This is a genomic window from Paenibacillus sp. 22594, assembly GCF_052044425.1.
GTDB lineage: Bacteria > Bacillota > Bacilli > Paenibacillales > Paenibacillaceae > Paenibacillus_AQ.
The window spans coordinates 413,044-428,585 of record NZ_JBQENA010000007.1 but is presented as its reverse complement, the minus strand read 5'-3'; the positions used below and the strand labels follow the sequence as shown (position 1 = coordinate 428,585).

The 15,542-nt window shown below is 50.2% G+C and carries 14 protein-coding genes and 3 tRNA genes; 14 read left to right on the top strand and 3 right to left on the bottom strand.

Annotation, left to right across the window (positions count from 1 at the left end):
* The 10 genes from ACTJKB_RS22915 (at position 1) to ACTJKB_RS22870 (ending at position 7,927) form a co-directional block, all read left to right on the top strand.
* Positions 1–76, top strand: a tRNA-Phe gene (locus ACTJKB_RS22915).
* 6 nt (positions 77–82) lie between these two features.
* A tRNA-Tyr gene (locus ACTJKB_RS22910) sits at positions 83–168 on the top strand.
* Positions 169–175: 7 nt separating this feature from the next.
* A tRNA-Lys gene (locus ACTJKB_RS22905) sits at positions 176–248 on the top strand.
* Positions 249–742: 494 nt separating this feature from the next.
* The gene (locus ACTJKB_RS22900; protein ID WP_440836657.1) at positions 743–1,837 is read left to right on the top strand and encodes a PucR family transcriptional regulator; all 1,095 of its coding nucleotides are present in this window, start codon (positions 743–745) and stop codon (positions 1,835–1,837) included.
* A 109-nt stretch (positions 1,838–1,946) separates the two neighbouring features.
* The gene (locus ACTJKB_RS22895; protein WP_074088700.1) at positions 1,947–3,068 is read left to right on the top strand and encodes an ABC transporter ATP-binding protein; all 1,122 of its coding nucleotides are present in this window, start codon (positions 1,947–1,949) and stop codon (positions 3,066–3,068) included.
* Positions 3,069–3,401: 333 nt separating this feature from the next.
* The gene (gene hprK, locus ACTJKB_RS22890) at positions 3,402–4,340 is read left to right on the top strand and encodes an HPr(Ser) kinase/phosphatase (protein ID WP_440836656.1); all 939 of its coding nucleotides are present in this window, start codon (positions 3,402–3,404) and stop codon (positions 4,338–4,340) included.
* A gap of 12 nt (positions 4,341–4,352) precedes the next feature.
* Positions 4,353–5,384, top strand: a complete 1,032-nt coding sequence (gene lgt / locus ACTJKB_RS22885) for a prolipoprotein diacylglyceryl transferase (RefSeq protein ID WP_440836655.1) — start codon at positions 4,353–4,355, stop codon at positions 5,382–5,384.
* A 9-nt stretch (positions 5,385–5,393) separates the two neighbouring features.
* Positions 5,394–6,047, top strand: a complete 654-nt coding sequence (ppaX, locus tag ACTJKB_RS22880) for a pyrophosphatase PpaX (protein WP_440836654.1) — start codon at positions 5,394–5,396, stop codon at positions 6,045–6,047.
* Complete coding sequence (locus tag ACTJKB_RS22875) at positions 6,044–6,562, top strand: acyltransferase (RefSeq protein WP_440836653.1); 519 nt, start codon at positions 6,044–6,046, stop codon at positions 6,560–6,562. The genes ppaX and ACTJKB_RS22875 overlap by 4 nt, the downstream gene beginning before the upstream one ends.
* A 213-nt stretch (positions 6,563–6,775) precedes the next feature.
* Complete coding sequence (locus ACTJKB_RS22870) at positions 6,776–7,927, top strand: acyltransferase (RefSeq protein WP_440836652.1); 1,152 nt, start codon at positions 6,776–6,778, stop codon at positions 7,925–7,927.
* Positions 7,928–8,031: 104 nt separating this feature from the next.
* On the opposite strand, the gene gntK is transcribed toward ACTJKB_RS22870, so the two are convergent.
* From gntK to gnd, 3 genes are all read right to left on the bottom strand, one after another.
* Entirely contained in the window at positions 8,032–9,561 is a 1,530-nt protein-coding gene (gene gntK / locus ACTJKB_RS22865; protein ID WP_440836674.1) for a gluconokinase, read from the bottom strand.
* Between the two features lie 64 nt (positions 9,562–9,625).
* Positions 9,626–10,297 (bottom strand): GntR family transcriptional regulator, encoded by a 672-nt coding sequence (locus ACTJKB_RS22860; RefSeq protein ID WP_440836651.1) that lies wholly within the window; start codon positions 10,295–10,297, stop codon positions 9,626–9,628.
* Between the two features lie 135 nt (positions 10,298–10,432).
* On the bottom strand, positions 10,433–11,335 hold the full coding sequence (gene gnd / locus ACTJKB_RS22855; RefSeq protein WP_440836650.1) for a phosphogluconate dehydrogenase (NAD(+)-dependent, decarboxylating): 903 nt from the start codon (positions 11,333–11,335) through the stop codon (positions 10,433–10,435).
* Positions 11,336–11,683: 348 nt separating this feature from the next.
* Between gnd and ACTJKB_RS22850 the strand changes: the two genes are divergently transcribed.
* Genes ACTJKB_RS22850 through hisB form a run of 4 tightly spaced genes read left to right on the top strand, consistent with a single transcriptional unit; the run spans position 11,684 to position 15,541 of the window.
* Complete coding sequence (locus ACTJKB_RS22850; RefSeq protein WP_440836649.1) at positions 11,684–12,901, top strand: ATP phosphoribosyltransferase regulatory subunit; 1,218 nt, start codon at positions 11,684–11,686, stop codon at positions 12,899–12,901.
* 52 nt (positions 12,902–12,953) lie between these two features.
* Entirely contained in the window at positions 12,954–13,610 is a 657-nt protein-coding gene (hisG, locus tag ACTJKB_RS22845; protein WP_074088709.1) for an ATP phosphoribosyltransferase, read from the top strand.
* Positions 13,611–13,632: 22 nt separating this feature from the next.
* Complete coding sequence (gene hisD / locus ACTJKB_RS22840; protein ID WP_440836648.1) at positions 13,633–14,940, top strand: histidinol dehydrogenase; 1,308 nt, start codon at positions 13,633–13,635, stop codon at positions 14,938–14,940.
* Complete coding sequence (gene hisB / locus ACTJKB_RS22835; RefSeq protein WP_440836646.1) at positions 14,930–15,541, top strand: imidazoleglycerol-phosphate dehydratase HisB; 612 nt, start codon at positions 14,930–14,932, stop codon at positions 15,539–15,541. Before hisD ends, hisB begins: the two co-directional genes overlap by 11 nt.
* Position 15,542: the final 1 nt, after the last annotated feature.

The window sequence follows — 15,542 nt, the reverse complement described above, 5'->3', positions numbered from 1 at the left end:
GGCTCGGTAGCTCAGTCGGTAGAGCAAAGGACTGAAAATCCTTGTGTCGGGGGTTCGATTCCCTCCCGCGCCACCATATTGTGGAGGCTTAGCGAAGTGGCCAAACGCATCAGACTGTAAATCTGCTCACGTACGTGTTCGGTGGTTCGAATCCATCAGCCTCCACCAGTTTTATGAGCCATTAGCTCAGTTGGTAGAGCACCTGACTTTTAATCAGGGTGTCGAAGGTTCGAGTCCTTCATGGCTCATTCCAATCTGAAAGTCATCACCTTTAGGTGGTGGCTTTTTTGTGTTTTCATAATTTTCAATAGTATGTTCTGAGTTTAAGTTTAGGATTTCTGTCTTCGTTAAATTATAAGCTTATAACGTTTAGCAGAAATGAGGGATTGTCCATGATACATGATGCCATTATCGTTGGAGGCGGCTTTGTAGTCTTCGGGCAGACATTCAGTTAGGTCGTTACTCTGCTATCGTGTGCTTGTGGTGGATGCCGAAGGTGGGCGGTCAAATCTTTGCCAAAGCTATCATAATATTCTGGGGTGGCCGGATGGGAATCGCCGGGATTTGGATGCATAAGGAACTGGAAAAGTTGAACCCGGTTCCTCTGCCTCCGGCAAAAAAGCGGCTCATACATGATCAATGATATTTACGCTTGTCATTACACCGCGTTTACTAAGGCGCATATTGACGAAAAATGTGATAAAATAGGCGAAAAGAGCAAAAGTGGTGGAGTATGGTGACGATGGATAGTGAGGTTTTGCGTCAAAAGTTGGAGAAGCTCACCGGAAAGAGAACAGGAATCAAACAGCTTGGGAGGCAGCATTCGGCTTCCCTTTTTGGCATAGGCATGGAAGAGCAGGAACAGCCAGTGTTCCACGAGGGACACTTATGGGTACCTTTGTATGAGAATGAAGGAAGGATCACGGCGATTTGGCTGGAACTCGATGGGCTGACTCCATTAGAAGTGCAATTGGTCAATTATGCTGCGAGGAATTTCGCTATAGCCCTGAAGGCGACAGGCCTTAAGGAAGAAGGCGAACTGGAGGCCCGTCAGCTTAGCGGCTGGCTGAATGCCCAGCTAGAGCAGGAGAAGAATGATGCAGAAATTCCTGATGAGATGACTTTAAAGGGACGGCTGGTGGGGGAGATGATTCCATTCCTCCTGGTTAGCGAAAATGTTCATAACCCGCAAGTGACCTACCGCACCCTGATGAAACTGCTGCGGAGTTACTTCGAGAATGAAATTTTGCTTATTCCGCTTCAGGAGAAGGAATGGTTAATTTTAGCCCGTAAGGAACTGCTCACCGGCGGGGATGATAAAGAAGATGAAGAAGAGAGTGCTGAGGATCTACTGGCTCAGACTTGTATGGGACTGCATGAACTGATTGCCAGCGAGTGGGTGGGAGTATTTCACCTGGCGGTGGCACCTGCGGTTATTCCTGTGAAGGGATTGACCGGGTCAGTAGCTTTGCTGCGGGAAACAATCATTTTGGGCCGGGTTTTCCAGGTGGGAGACTATATTCATTTGCCATGGGAGCTCCATATGGAGCGTCTAGTCAATAGTATTCCCGATGACCGCCGCAGACAACTGCTCGGACAAATAGGAGATTATACTTCCGTGCTGGCGGATAAAGAGATGCTTCTGACTCTGGAGACTTTTTTCGAGATGGACTGTAATGTCAGTGAAACGGCAAAAAAGCTATATATCCACCGGAATACGCTACTGTACAGGCTGGATAAGATCAAACAGGAGACCGGCGCCGATGTCCGGAGCTTTGGAGACGCTGCTATTGTGAAGTTAGCCATGTTATTGTATAAAGTGACGAAAAGAAAATAGGTTTTTTGTGAACCTTACAAATAGCCATCGCGGCATGTCTGGGGTAAGATAAATGTACAAGAAAGCGATTTATTTTTTAAACTAATAATTGACTCGAGGGGGAAATAAAATGGCAGGCGTACGTTTAGAGCATATTTTCAAAAAATACCCGGGTTCCGATAAAGCGACAGTAATCGATATCAATCTTGATATTAAAGATAAGGAATTCTTGGTACTGGTTGGACCTTCCGGTTGCGGTAAATCCACAACCTTGCGTATGATTGCTGGTCTGGAAGAAATCTCCGAAGGAAAAATGTACATTGGCGACCGTGTAGTCAATGACGTAGCTCCAAAAGACCGCGATATCGCGATGGTATTCCAATCCTACGCCCTGTACCCGCACATGAGTGTGTATCAGAACATGGCATTCGGTTTGAAACTGCGTAAAGTGAAAAAAGAAGAAATCGATAAGAAGGTTCGCGAAGCTGCGAAAATCCTCGATATCGAACACTTGCTTGACCGTAAACCAAAGGCATTGTCCGGTGGTCAACGTCAACGTGTCGCACTGGGCCGCGCTATCGTACGTGATCCACAAGTCTTCCTGATGGATGAACCTCTCTCCAACTTGGATGCTAAACTTCGTGGTCAAATGCGTGCGGAAATCACTAAACTGGTTAAACGTCTTGAAACCACTTGTATCTATGTAACACATGACCAGACAGAAGCTATGACAATGGGTGACCGTATCGTAGTTATGTATGATGGTATTATTCAACAAGCTGCTTCTCCTGAAGAACTGTACAATGAGCCTACGAACCTGTTCGTAGCCGGGTTCATTGGTTCCCCAACAATGAACTTTATCAACGGTACATTGTCTGATGTTGGTGGTGCTGTACGCTTCCGTGCTGAGAACCTTGATGTTGAAGTTCCAGGCGGCAAAGCTACACTGCTTCGCAACAAAGGCTACATTGGCAAAGAAGTAATAATGGGCGTTCGTCCAGAAGATATTCACGAAGAACCAGTATTCCTGGAAGCTTCGCCGAACACAATCTTCACTTCGTTGGTTGATGTTACTGAAAACCTTGGTCATGAAATGCTCCTCTACTTGAGCGGTCTTGGCACTAACACTGTAATTGCACGTGTAGATGGACGTTCTACTACTCGTGAAGGCAGCAAGCCAAAATTGGCCATTGACATGAACAAAATCCATCTCTTCGATAAAGAATCCGAACTTAACATTTTGCTCGGATAAGATAGTTAGACCTGCTTGAACTAAGCCGCCTGAGAAGGCGGCTTTTTTAATAAACAGGACCAACCTTATTTATTGAAGATCCTCTACAAACCTTGAATTTGGACCGAAGCCTAGGCCCCACCAAGTGGGGCTGTTTATTTTTACATACTGCTGTTCATGAAACTCAGCTTTTTAATCAGGCTTCATACGGGAGGAACAGCGGCTATTAAGATTGCATTCATAGGCGTTATCCATTAAGATAGCAGGAGAATTACCTGCGGCTGGAATGAGAATTAGTATTAACCAAATGCGGGCGAGCGGATAATACCGCTGGTGACGAAAGGACGGACACACATGGCTAAGAAGGTAAAAGTATCCGAATTGGTGCAGCATTTTCAGTTAGAGGTTGTTTCCGGACAAGAGGGTCTGAAAAGACCTATTACAGTGGATGATTTGAATCGTCCGGGACTTGAAATGGCCGGTTATTTTGAATATTATCCGGAAGAACGCGTTCAGCTTCTAGGCAAGACTGAACTGGCCTTTTTCTCAATGCTTCCGGATGAAGAGCGCAAGAGCCGAATTCGCGGGATCTGTAACGACAATACACCATGTATTGTGATTACGAGAGCCCTTGATGTGCCTCAAGAGCTTATCGATATTAGCAATGAAAAGGGACTGCCAGTGCTGCGAAGCTCGATGGCGACTACAATATTCTCCAGCAGACTTACCAGCTTTTTGGAAGGGAAACTGGCACCTACAGCCACGATTCATGGTGTTCTGTGTGATGTGTATGGTGTGGGCATGCTGATTACCGGCAGTAGCGGTATCGGTAAAAGTGAGACAGCGCTTGAGCTCGTAAAACGCGGCCATCGTTTGATTGCCGATGATGCGGTGGAAATCCGTCAAACCTCGGATAATCAGCTGCATGGTACGGCACCTGAGCTGATCCGTCATCTGCTTGAAATCCGCGGTGTTGGGATAATCAATGTTATGACACTGTTTGGCGCAGGGGCTATCCGTAATCATAAACGGATTACACTGGTGATCAGACTGGAAGCTTGGCAGCAGGACAAACAGTATGACCGGCTCGGACTGGACGAGGAAACGACCAGGATTATTGATACAGATGTACCACTTGTGACAATTCCCGTGCGTCCTGGACGTAACCTTGCGGTTATTATAGAAGTGGCGGCAATGAACTATCGTTTGAAGCAGATGGGCTACAATGCTGCACTTCAATTTACGAATAAGCTTACTGCCACCATATCTGAAGACATGGATGATTTGGACTAGGAGTGTGAGAGCATGTTTTTTTCATTAGCGATTGATCCGATTGTCTTCTCCATCGGTTCACTGCCGGTTCACTGGTATGGTCTAATACTTGGTGTCGGTGCGTTGGTTGGATTACTTTTGGCCATCCAGGAAGGCAAGCGCTTCAACATATCACAGGAATTCTTCATGGATATGCTGCTGCTTGGTTTGCCGTCAGCCATCATTGGTGCCCGTATATATTTTGTGGCATTCAAATGGGAGGATTATAAGGACAACTTTGCAGATGTCTTCAAAGTCTGGAATGGCGGAATCGCTATTTATGGTGCTCTGATCGGTGCGGTTATTTGCGGTATCATTTATTTCCGTTACAAAGGGTATCCCTTCTGGCGGATTGTGGATATTTGTGCACCCGGACTGCTTGCAGGCCAGATGATCGGACGTTGGGGCAACTTCGTGAACCAGGAAGCATATGGTGGCGTTGTAGAAGAGTCCTTCCTTCGTGATAAGCTGCATCTTCCTGATTTCATTGTGAACCAGATGTACATAGGAGATGCTTTTCATCACCCAACATTTTTGTATGAATCCCTCTGGAGTTTGCTGGGTATTCTGCTACTGATGGTACTGCGCCGGCAAAAATTCGTGCGTGCAGGTGAAATCTTCCTGTCTTATTTCATTTGGTATTCCATCGGCCGCTTCTTTATCGAGGCGCTCCGCACAGACAGCTTGGGGTTTCAAGGAAGCAGCGGACTTGCATCGTTCCTGAATGGATTATGGGGACCGATGAAGTGGTTTGGTTTTGAACAAGGATATCTTGATCCGGCTTACGGGAATATCCGCAGCTCGCAGCTGCTGGCACTGCTGACTATAGTAGCAGCTATAATAATAATCATTGTCCGACGCGTAACGGGTCAACCCAAGGATCATTACTCTGATCCTATTATCAGTACGAAGGCCGCTGCCGTAGATACGATAGTTCCGGACAGTGCGGCACATACGCCGCAGAGTGCCCCACCGGTTAGACAGCCGGAACCGGACAAGACACCGGATGAAGTATCGAAGGAGTAGCAGAAACTAATGATAGAATGTGTACTATTTGATTTGGACGGAACGATTGTAAATACGAATGAGCTGATTATCAATTCATTTATGCATGCGCTGAAGGAGAATAATCTGCCCCCGCTAACCCGGGAACAGATTATTCCTCATATGGGGACCACGCTTCAGCAGCAGATGAGAGTTTTTTCTGGTCTAGAGGATACAAGTGTATTGGAGCTTGCCTACCGAGCCTATAACAATGCTCATCATGACGAACTGATTGGATCTTTTCCCTATGTAAATGAGACGATGGAGGAACTGTCACGCCGTGGTATCAAACTGGGAATTGTAACGACCAAGATTCGCCCGACAACAATGAAGGCGCTGGAGATGTTCGATCTGCTGAAGTATATGGAGACGATTGTTACCGTAAGTGATGTAGTTCAGCCCAAGCCACATCCGGAGCCAGTTCTTAAGGCTGTCAGCAACCTGGGTGTTGATCCCCGAAAAACACTGATGGTGGGAGATAGTATGGTTGATATTCAGTCGGCCAAGGCAGCGGGTGTACTTGCAGCTGGAGTAGCCTGGTCGCTCAAAGGTGAAGCGACGTTACGGAAATATGAACCCGACTATATTATTCATGAGATGAAGGACATCTTCGATATTGTGGAGCAGGGGACGATTGGACCGTGAGAAAAGTAACCCGCTATCCCGTGGAAGGACATAATTCCCTTTGGTACATTTACCGTACGGTTAGTCCCTGGAAGGGTGTGCGCAATTTTATTTTTATACAGATTGCCCGGTATTGTCCGATTCTTCCGCTTAAGAACTGGATATACCGTAGCATTCTGGGTATGAAGGTTGGCAAGCACACGGCGTTTGGACTGATGGCCATGGTGGATGTGTTTTTCCCGGAGAAGATTACGGTGGGTGAGAATTCCGTGATCGGCTACAACACTACAATTCTCGCACATGAATACCTGATCAAGGAGTACCGCCTGGGTGAGGTCATTATCGGTGAAAATGTGCTGATCGGTGCCAATACAACGATTCTCCCTGGCGTAACCATCGGGGATGGGGCGATTGTAGCGGCAGGTTCTGTAGTGCATAAGGATGTAGCCGCAGGTTCCTTCGTTGGAGGCAATCCGCTGCGGGAGCTGACGCCGTCATCCGGGATGAATAATGAAGAAGTATTTGAAGATAAGTGATGCAATAAAAGTTGCCCTGCAGGATCAGGTTGCGTGCACTTACGCAGGAACTGCGGGGTTTTGTTGTGTAAAACAGAAATGTTAAGCAACCTTTAAGTGTTCAACTGGGGGATTGTAGCGATATAATTAGGTCAGCCTACATTATCGATGTTGGATAGGCAGCAGATGATTGGATACAGGCACCTGGGGTGCGAGTTCACAGGAGGAAATGAAATGGGACAAAAGGAAAGAATTCCGCAGCTGGATATATTTCGGGCAGTTGCGATATTTGCGGTGATCGCTATACATGCCACTTCACGCACACTTGCGGAGACACTGGACACCTCGATGTTCCATCCGTTTTTGTTCATTAACAAATTCAGCCAGTTTGCCGTACCTTCATTTGTCTTTCTGAGCGGATTTGTGTTGTTCTACAATTATATTGACCGTCCGCTAAGCGGAAAAACACTGGGGAAGTTTTATAGCCGCAGGCTGATATATATTATTTTGCCTTATGTTGTATTTTCACTCATGTACTTTATTCTAAAGATGACAGCAGGTCATACCTGGAGTATGCCTTTGGATGAAATGGCACGGAAGTTGGGCAAGTATCTTCTTACCGGGACAGCGTATACGCATCTGTATTACATCATTATTATTATCCAGTTCTATATCCTGTTCCCGCTTATGTTATGGTGCCTTCAGAAGGTCCGGCGTCTTGCTGCCTGGGCTCCCATAATAGGTCTGCTGCTGCAATGGGGATTCGTGCTGCTCAATAAATATATGACCAATCACGGTTACTGGCAACTGTCCAAAGGTAGTTTGGCTATTACTTACTTCTCCTACTTTCTGCTGGGGGCTGCAATTGCCGTCTATTATGGTCCATTGAAAAAATGGCTGATCCTCTCGCGTGAAGGTTGGCGTTCCGGTAAAGGTCCGGGGTGGATTGTGCTCTGGGTACTATGGGCTGCCGCTGGAATCATTCATGTAGAGCTCTGGTTCAATAACTATACGAAAAAAACGGTAATTAACAGCCTGTGGTATGAAGGCTTCTCCAATCTTCATGCACTGCTGTCCTGTATTGTGCTGCTGCAGCTGTCGTTCCTGCTATATGGGACAGGCAAGCTTCTGCTGAGCCGTATGCTGATCTCTATCGGAGCTTGTTCCTTTGGAATCTACCTGCTTCATCCTGCACTGCTGTTCCTGTACAGAAAACTTCCGTTTCACGGGGGTTCGCTTGCATACACAGCGGCAATTGCCGGCGGTTGGCTTGTGGCCTTGCTGGGTTCATGGCTCGCGGTTGCTCTCATCTTCCGTTATGTGAAGCCTGCCTGGATTGTGTTCGGATCCGGACCACAGATGCCAAAGAAAAAGGCAGCTCTTTAACATCCATCATATCAAAGATCACTACAAACAAAGCGCCGACGTTCGCATCCTGCGACGGGTCGGCGCTTTGTTTGGTATGTTAAGCAAAACGGGTAGAGCGGCTTTTACTCTCCGGCTTGTTCCCGCTGAAACTCGGCGATGGCCTGATAATGGCTCTCCAGACTGCGGTAAACGGAGATATAAATCGGCAGCAGCCGTTTATAGACGTCAGCGTGCTCCTGGATGGGATGATGCTGATGAGTCGAGCCGATCATTTTAAAAACAATATCAAGGGTGTCTGTACGTCCGGTAGCGTAAAGGCCAAGTACAACCGCTCCCAGACAAGAACTCTCGAAGCTCTCTGGAATGACAACCTCCTGGTCAAAAATATCAGCCATCATCTGCCGCCACAGTGATGAGCGGGCAAAGCCTCCGGTGGCATGAATCTTGGCTGGCTGTCCGATCTGCTCCTCCATGGCCAATAGCACAGTATACATGTTGAAAATGACACCTTCCAGCACGGCACGGATCATATGCTCTTTATGATGATTCATCGTTAGGCCAAAAAAGGAACCCCGGGCATCCGGATTCCATAGCGGTGCACGTTCTCCGGTAAGGTAGGGATGGAAGAGGAGGCCGTTACTGCCCGTCGGTACCTGCTCGGCAATGCGTGTCAGCACCTCATAGGGGTCAATACCCAGACGTTTGGCTGTTTCCACCTCGGAGGCAGCGAACTCATCACGCACCCAGCGGAAAAGCATTCCCCCGTTGTTAACCGGACCTCCGATGACCCAGTGCTTCTCTGTCAGGGCATAACAGAATATCCGTCCCTTGGGATCGGTAAGCGGCCGGTCAACAACTGTGCGGATGGCCCCGCTGGTTCCGATCGTGGCAGCAACGACTCCTGGCTTAATAGCGCCTACACCAAGATTAGAGAGGACGCCGTCGCTGGCTCCAACTATAAACGGAGTGTTTGGCAACAAACCGAGCTTCTCAGACCAACCAGGCAGCAGGCCCTGCATAATCTGGGTCGTGGGAACAGGCTTTGAGAGATGCTCCGGAGTAATGCCGGCAATACTCAGGGCCTCCGTATCCCAGTCCAGCTGTTCTAAATTGAACATGCCAGTGGAAGACGCAATAGAATGATCAATGACATATTCACCGAAGAGCTTGGCGAAGATGTATTCCTTAATGGAAATGAATTTGTATGTCTGGCGGAACAACTCCGGCTGCTCCTCCCCCAGCCACATCAGCTTGGTGATCGGGGACATAGGATGAATAGGTGTTCCTGTACGCAGGTATAGCTCGTGGCCGCCTAATTCGTCCCGCAAGCGTGCTGCACAGGCAGCACTGCGGTTATCTGCCCATGTAATACAGGCGGTCAAAGGATTACCCGCATGGTCTACAGCAATTACACTGTGCATGGCGGAGCTGAACGAAAGAAAAAGGACAGAATCGGGCCTGATGGCGCTGTCCTTCATTACGGCTCCGACGGTATGGACTACAGCATGCAGGATCTGGTCCGGGTCCTGTTCTGCAACCGAGGATGAAGGGGTGTGCAGCGGATAGCCTTGATCCGCTTGTGCGGCAATTTTTCCGTTTTCCTCAAAGAGGACAGCTTTAGTGCTTGTAGTTCCAATATCGACGCCTAGCATATAGGATGTGCCCAATCTGCAAACCTTCTTTCCAATGAAGATGTTACCCAGATATTTAAAATGATTAGGACAGGCTGCGAATCAGCGTTTCAGAAGAATCGGCGAAATACTCCTGAACCACCTTGTGGATCGTTTCACGATCTCCCGAACGAAGTGCCTCTATAACCATGCGGTGCTTCTCGGCCACCCAATACATCCGTTCCTCTCCGAGGGTAAAGCCTTTTTCGGTAGTAATTAGAATGACGGTCATTACAATATAACGGATGCTATTCCATAAATGAAGAATCCTTGTATGCTTCGCTTCGGTGATAATGGATTCGTGAAAAAAGAAGTCCTGGCGGGCAAACTCAACGTAATCATTGTGCTTGACGGCCAACTTCATTTTGTCGATACTCTGTTCGAGCTGCTGGATTAGCGCATCCTGTATATTCCTGGCGAGCCTTTCTTGGGCAAAGCTCTCGATGAGGTACCGGACATCATAGAGCTCTTCAACATCTTTGATGTTCAGTCCTACAACAACGGCTCCCATTCTTTCCAGACGGATTAATCCCTCGCCAGCCAAGGTCTTGAGTGCCTCCCGGACCGGAGAACGGCTGATGCCAAAATCGGCTGCAATCCGATTCTCCGAAAGCACCTCGCCTGGTTTGATGTTTTCATTTATGATTTGTAGCCTGAGTTCACAGGCAAGCGATTCTCCAAGGGAAACTCCTTGCAGCCATGTGGCAGGATAATGCATGTAAAAGGACTCCTCTGTGTGATTAGTTGTTAGCTAAGACCAGGCATTCCATTAATTTTAGCATACAATGTCTTCACCGTTCCATCCGGTTTAACCTGCGCCTTTCCTTGCCTGGAGCGCATTCTGTAATTCAAATCAGTCCTCCCCCTGTACAACAGCGTGACCGCCAAATTCATTGCGTAGCGCGGCCACAACCTTGCCGTGGAAAGTATCGTCCTCAAGGGAACGGTAGCGCATCAGCAGAGAGAGGGCAATAACCGGAGTGCTGGCTTCAAGATCAAGCGCAGTTTGAACGGTCCATTTACCTTCTCCGGAGCTCTGCATCACCCCGCGGATTCCGGAAAGCTTCGGATCTTTGGCAAAAGCGTTCTGTGCAAGCTCCATCAGCCAACCGCGGATCACAGATCCATTCGACCACAGTCTGGCAACCTGCTCATAGTTAAAGTCGAACGGGCTTTTCTCCAGCAGCTCAAAACCTTCGGCAATGGACTGCATCATTCCATACTCAATACCATTATGAATCATCTTCAGAAAATGGCCGCTGCCACGTTCCCCTGCGTACAGGTAACCGCGCTCGACCGCGAGATCACGGAATAGCGGTTCAATGTCCTTGAATACCTCCGGATCGCCCCCAATCATTAAGCAGGCTCCATGCTCAGCCCCCTCCGTTCCGCCGGATGTGCCGGCATCGAACAAATAAATGCCGCGCTCACGCAGCTTCTCTGCCCGTGCAACGGATTCCTTATAGTGGGAGTTGCCGCCGTCTATGATGATATCCCCCGCATCCAATAGCCGGGATAGACTCTCAATCACTCCTCCTACGATCTCGCCGGCAGGGAGCATGACCCAGACTATTCTGGGATGTTCAAGCTTCGCAACCACTTCCTCCAAGGATGAAGCGGCAAGCGCGCCCCGTTCGGCTAACTGCAGCCCCATTTGCGGGTTGATATCGCTTACTACAAGCTCATGCCCATGGTTCATCAGGTTCAGTGCCAGGTTAAAACCCATTTTGCCCAGTCCGATCATGCCCAATTTCATTGTAGTTCACTCCTTAGCAGATTCTTGTGATAACTTGTGTACTTGTATACAACTTTGTCTGTATCTTACTACTGCACTGAATAGCTTGTAAAGGGTAATCTTGTATGTAATTAATATTCGTGAGAGTAAGGCTCCCGGCTATTAAGAGGTGTGGATGGAGACAATATATAAAAATCTCAACATCACTCTATATGTAAGCAATTATGCTATTCTATATATCAAAGGTTCAATTGACGTATAGGATAGTCCGTGATACGATATTGCCACTGCTTTACTTTGTTACCACTGTACCATAATAAAGCGTTTATTTCCTACTATTGATGATATCTGACGAGGTGACCAATGAAGATGTCCAAACCAAAGGGATTCGAGAAGCCGGCTGGCGTGCGTGACTATCTCCCGCGTGCAGTGGCCAAACTGCGCAAGATCGAGAATGATGTGCTGCACTGCATGAGCCGCTGGGGATACCGGCAGATGATTACGCCCACATTGGAATATTACGATACCGTCGGCGTGGCCAGCTCCACATCCGATCAGAAGCTCTATAAATTGCTTAACAACCGTGGGCAGGCCCTGGTGCTGCGCTCGGAGATGACAGCGCCGGTGGCGCGTGTGGTTTCTTCACTGTTAAAGGATGAGCCGCTACCTCTCCGCCTGTCCTACCACGCTAATGTGTTCCGGGCCATTGAGGAGGAAGCGGGGCGGGAAGCAGAATTCTTCCAGACCGGGGTAGAGCTTGTCGGCGATGATTCACCGGAGGCCGATGCCGAGGTTGTGGCGCTGGCGATTTCCTCGCTGCAGGCTGCGGGCGTGAAGTCTTTCAAAATCGCAATGGGGCATGTTGGCTTCCTCGACGGGTTGTTCCAGGAGGCGGTAGCCGGTCTTCCGGAAGCGCAGGAAGAACTGAAGAGCCATTTGCTAAACCGTGATTATGTGGCCTTCCGCGAGACGCTCCGCCAGCTTGAACTGACTGAGGCGCAGAAGAATGAGCTGGATGGACTGCTGCGGCTGCGGGGAGGCAAGGAAATCTGCAGTCAAGCTCTGGAGCTCAGCAGCCATCCGCTGGCCCGTACCTCCATCGAGCATTTATGCAAGGTGTGGGAAGTACTGGTATCGTATGGCGTCTCTCAGCATGTTCTGATTGATCTGACGATGATTGGCGACTTCTCCTATTATACAGGGATGACCTTTGAGGGCTATGCCTCGGAGCTTGGATTTCCGGTATGCAGCGGTGGCCGTTATGACAATCTGCTGCAGCAATTCGGGCGCCCCATTCCGTCAACCGGCTTCTCTTTGAAGACGAACCGTATTCTGGACGGTGTATCCGGGGTACCGGAAGAGGAAGAGCTTCCAGTCCTGATCCAGTACGACGCTTCCCGGCGCAAAGAAGGTCTGGAGGAGGCGGCGCGGCTACGGGCTGAAGGCCACATAGTGGTGACGCGGCTGGCCAGCGAGGTCGGTGATCTGAAGACAGTGAAGCGTTTAGACACAAATGCGGTTAAAGCGGAAGGCGAAACGTACGGGGAGATTTATACATTCGTTTCTTTTGTCAGCGAGCATGGCTAAGTTTTACATATACAAGTATATAGGCAAAATATGGAAACGGAGGTCGATGATAATGGCGCAGATATTGAAAGTGGCCATGCCAAAAGGTCGGATTTACAATAAAGCAGCCGAGTTGTTCCGTCAAGCGGGGCTGCCGATTCCGGCGGATGGTGAAGAGTCGCGTAAGCTGGTGATTTCACTGCCGGAAGCAGGAATGGAATTTATCCTGGCCAAACCGGTCGATGTTCCCACTTATGTGGAATATGGTGTCGCGGATATCGGAATTGTCGGCAAAGATGTGCTGCTGGAGGAAAACCGTGACGTCTACGAGCTGCTGGATCTGGGGATCGCGCGCTGTCGGATGTCGATTATCGGTTTGCCGAACTGGCAGCCGGGTATTCAACAACGGGTGGCGACGAAATATCCGAATGTGGCTTCCCGCTATTTCCGCGAGCAGGGGCAGCAGGTAGAGGTTGTGAAGCTGAATGGTTCCATCGAGCTTGCGCCGCTAATCGGTCTTGCAGACCGTATTGTTGATATGGTGGAGACCGGCCAGACGCTGAAGGACAATGGACTGGTGGAGATGAAGAGCATCTTCGAGATTACGAGCCGTCTTGTGGCCAACCGTGTAAGCTACCGGATGAAGAACGAAGAGATTCAGCAGCTGTGCGACCGTCTGCAGGCGGTTATCACCAGACCGGGAGCGGCAACGGGCGGAGTAGAGCGCTAAGGATGTAAAGGGGGAAGCAGCGGTGAAGGTTCAATCAAGCAAGGAATTTAAGCTTCAGCGTGAAGTAGAGTACGGAACGCCTGAGCAGAATAAGGCCGTGAAGGAAATTGTGGCCGATATCAAAAAAGAAGGCGACGCGGCACTGCTCCGCTATACGGAGCGGTTCGACGGCGCTGCGCTTACTGCAGCACAGCTGCGGGTGACGGCAGAGGAGCTCCAGGCCGCATACGGCAGGGTGGAGGAGTCTTTTGTAACGGCGATCCGCGCCGCCGCAGCCAATATCCGGGCGTTTCATGCCCGGCAGAAACGCAATTCCTGGATGGATCTGCAGCCGGACGGCACGATCCTCGGCCAGATCATCCGGCCGCTGAAGCGGGTGGGCGTATACGTACCCGGCGGCAAGGCGGCATACCCGTCCTCGGTGCTGATGAACGTAATTCCGGCTCAGATTGCCGGAGTGCCGGAGATTGTGATGGTCACTCCGCCGTCGACCGGCGGCACGGAGGGCATCGATCCTTACATCCTCGTTGCCGCCGCTGAAGCCGGCGTGAACGAGATCTACCGCGTGGGCGGCGCGCAGGCGATCGCCGCACTAGCTTTCGGCACGGAGTCTATCGTGCCGGTCGATAAGATCTGCGGGCCAGGGAACATCTACGTGGCCCTGGCCAAACGCGAGGTCTACGGCGCTGTCGATATCGACAGCATCGCCGGACCGAGCGAGATCGTCGTGCTCGCCGACGATACCGCTCAGGCCGCCTACGTCGCGGCCGACCTGCTCTCGCAGGCCGAGCATGACGAGATGGCCTCGGCCATCCTGGTTACGCCATCGCAGCGCTTGGCGGAGGCTGTCGCTGCCGAAGTAGAACGGCAGCTGCAAGAACTTCCGCGCGAGGCTATCGCGCGCGCTTCTGTGGACAACTACGGCGCGATCATCGTCGTGGAGTCGCTGGCGGAAGGGATCTCCGTTGTGAACCGGCTAGCGCCGGAGCATCTGGAGATTGTTACAGAGGACCCGATGGGTCTGCTCGGCAGCATCGAGAATGCCGGAGCTATCTTCCTGGGCCCGTACAGCTCGGAGCCGGTCGGCGACTATTTTGCCGGCCCGAATCATATTATTCCGACCAATGGCACAGCACGGTTCTCGTCGCCGGTCGATGTGGATGATTTCATTAAGAAATCAAGCCTGATCTATTACAGCAAGGAAGCGCTGCTGAAGGACGGGGCGACGATTATCGAGCTGGCCCGCCGCGAGGGGTTGGAAGGCCATGCGCGTGCAATAGAGGTCAGACTGCAGAACGAAGCGAAGGGTGGAGACGGAAATGGAAAATAACAACGAGGCCCAGGCCGTGCGCCAAGCGGGACTTAGCCGCAAAACCAATGAAACGGATATCAAGCTCACTCTGGCCGTGGACGGCAGCGGGGTTTCGGAGCTGCAGACGGATGTCCCGTTTTTGAATCATATGCTGGATTTATTTACAAAGCATGGCCAGTTTGATCTGTCCGTGCAGGCGCGGGGCGACATTGACATTGACGATCACCACACCGTGGAGGACATTGGCATTTGTCTGGGACAGGCGCTTCGTGAGGCCCTGGGCGACAAAAAAGGCATCAAGCGCTACGCGAGTGTCTTCATCCCTATGGATGAGGCACTGGCTCAGGTGGTCATCGATATCAGCAACCGTCCGCATTTTGAGTACCGTGCTGCGTATCCATCGCAACAGGTTGGAAGCTTTTCCACAGAGCTGGTGCATGAATTTCTGTGGAAATTCGCACTGGAGGCGCGGATTACACTGCACGTGATCGTGCACTATGGCTCAAATACCCACCACATGATCGAGGCGATATTCAAAGCGCTGGGCCGCGCGCTGGATGAAGCGACACGGATTGACCCGCGCGTGAAGGGTGTGCCTTCCACGAAGGGAGTGCTGTAGA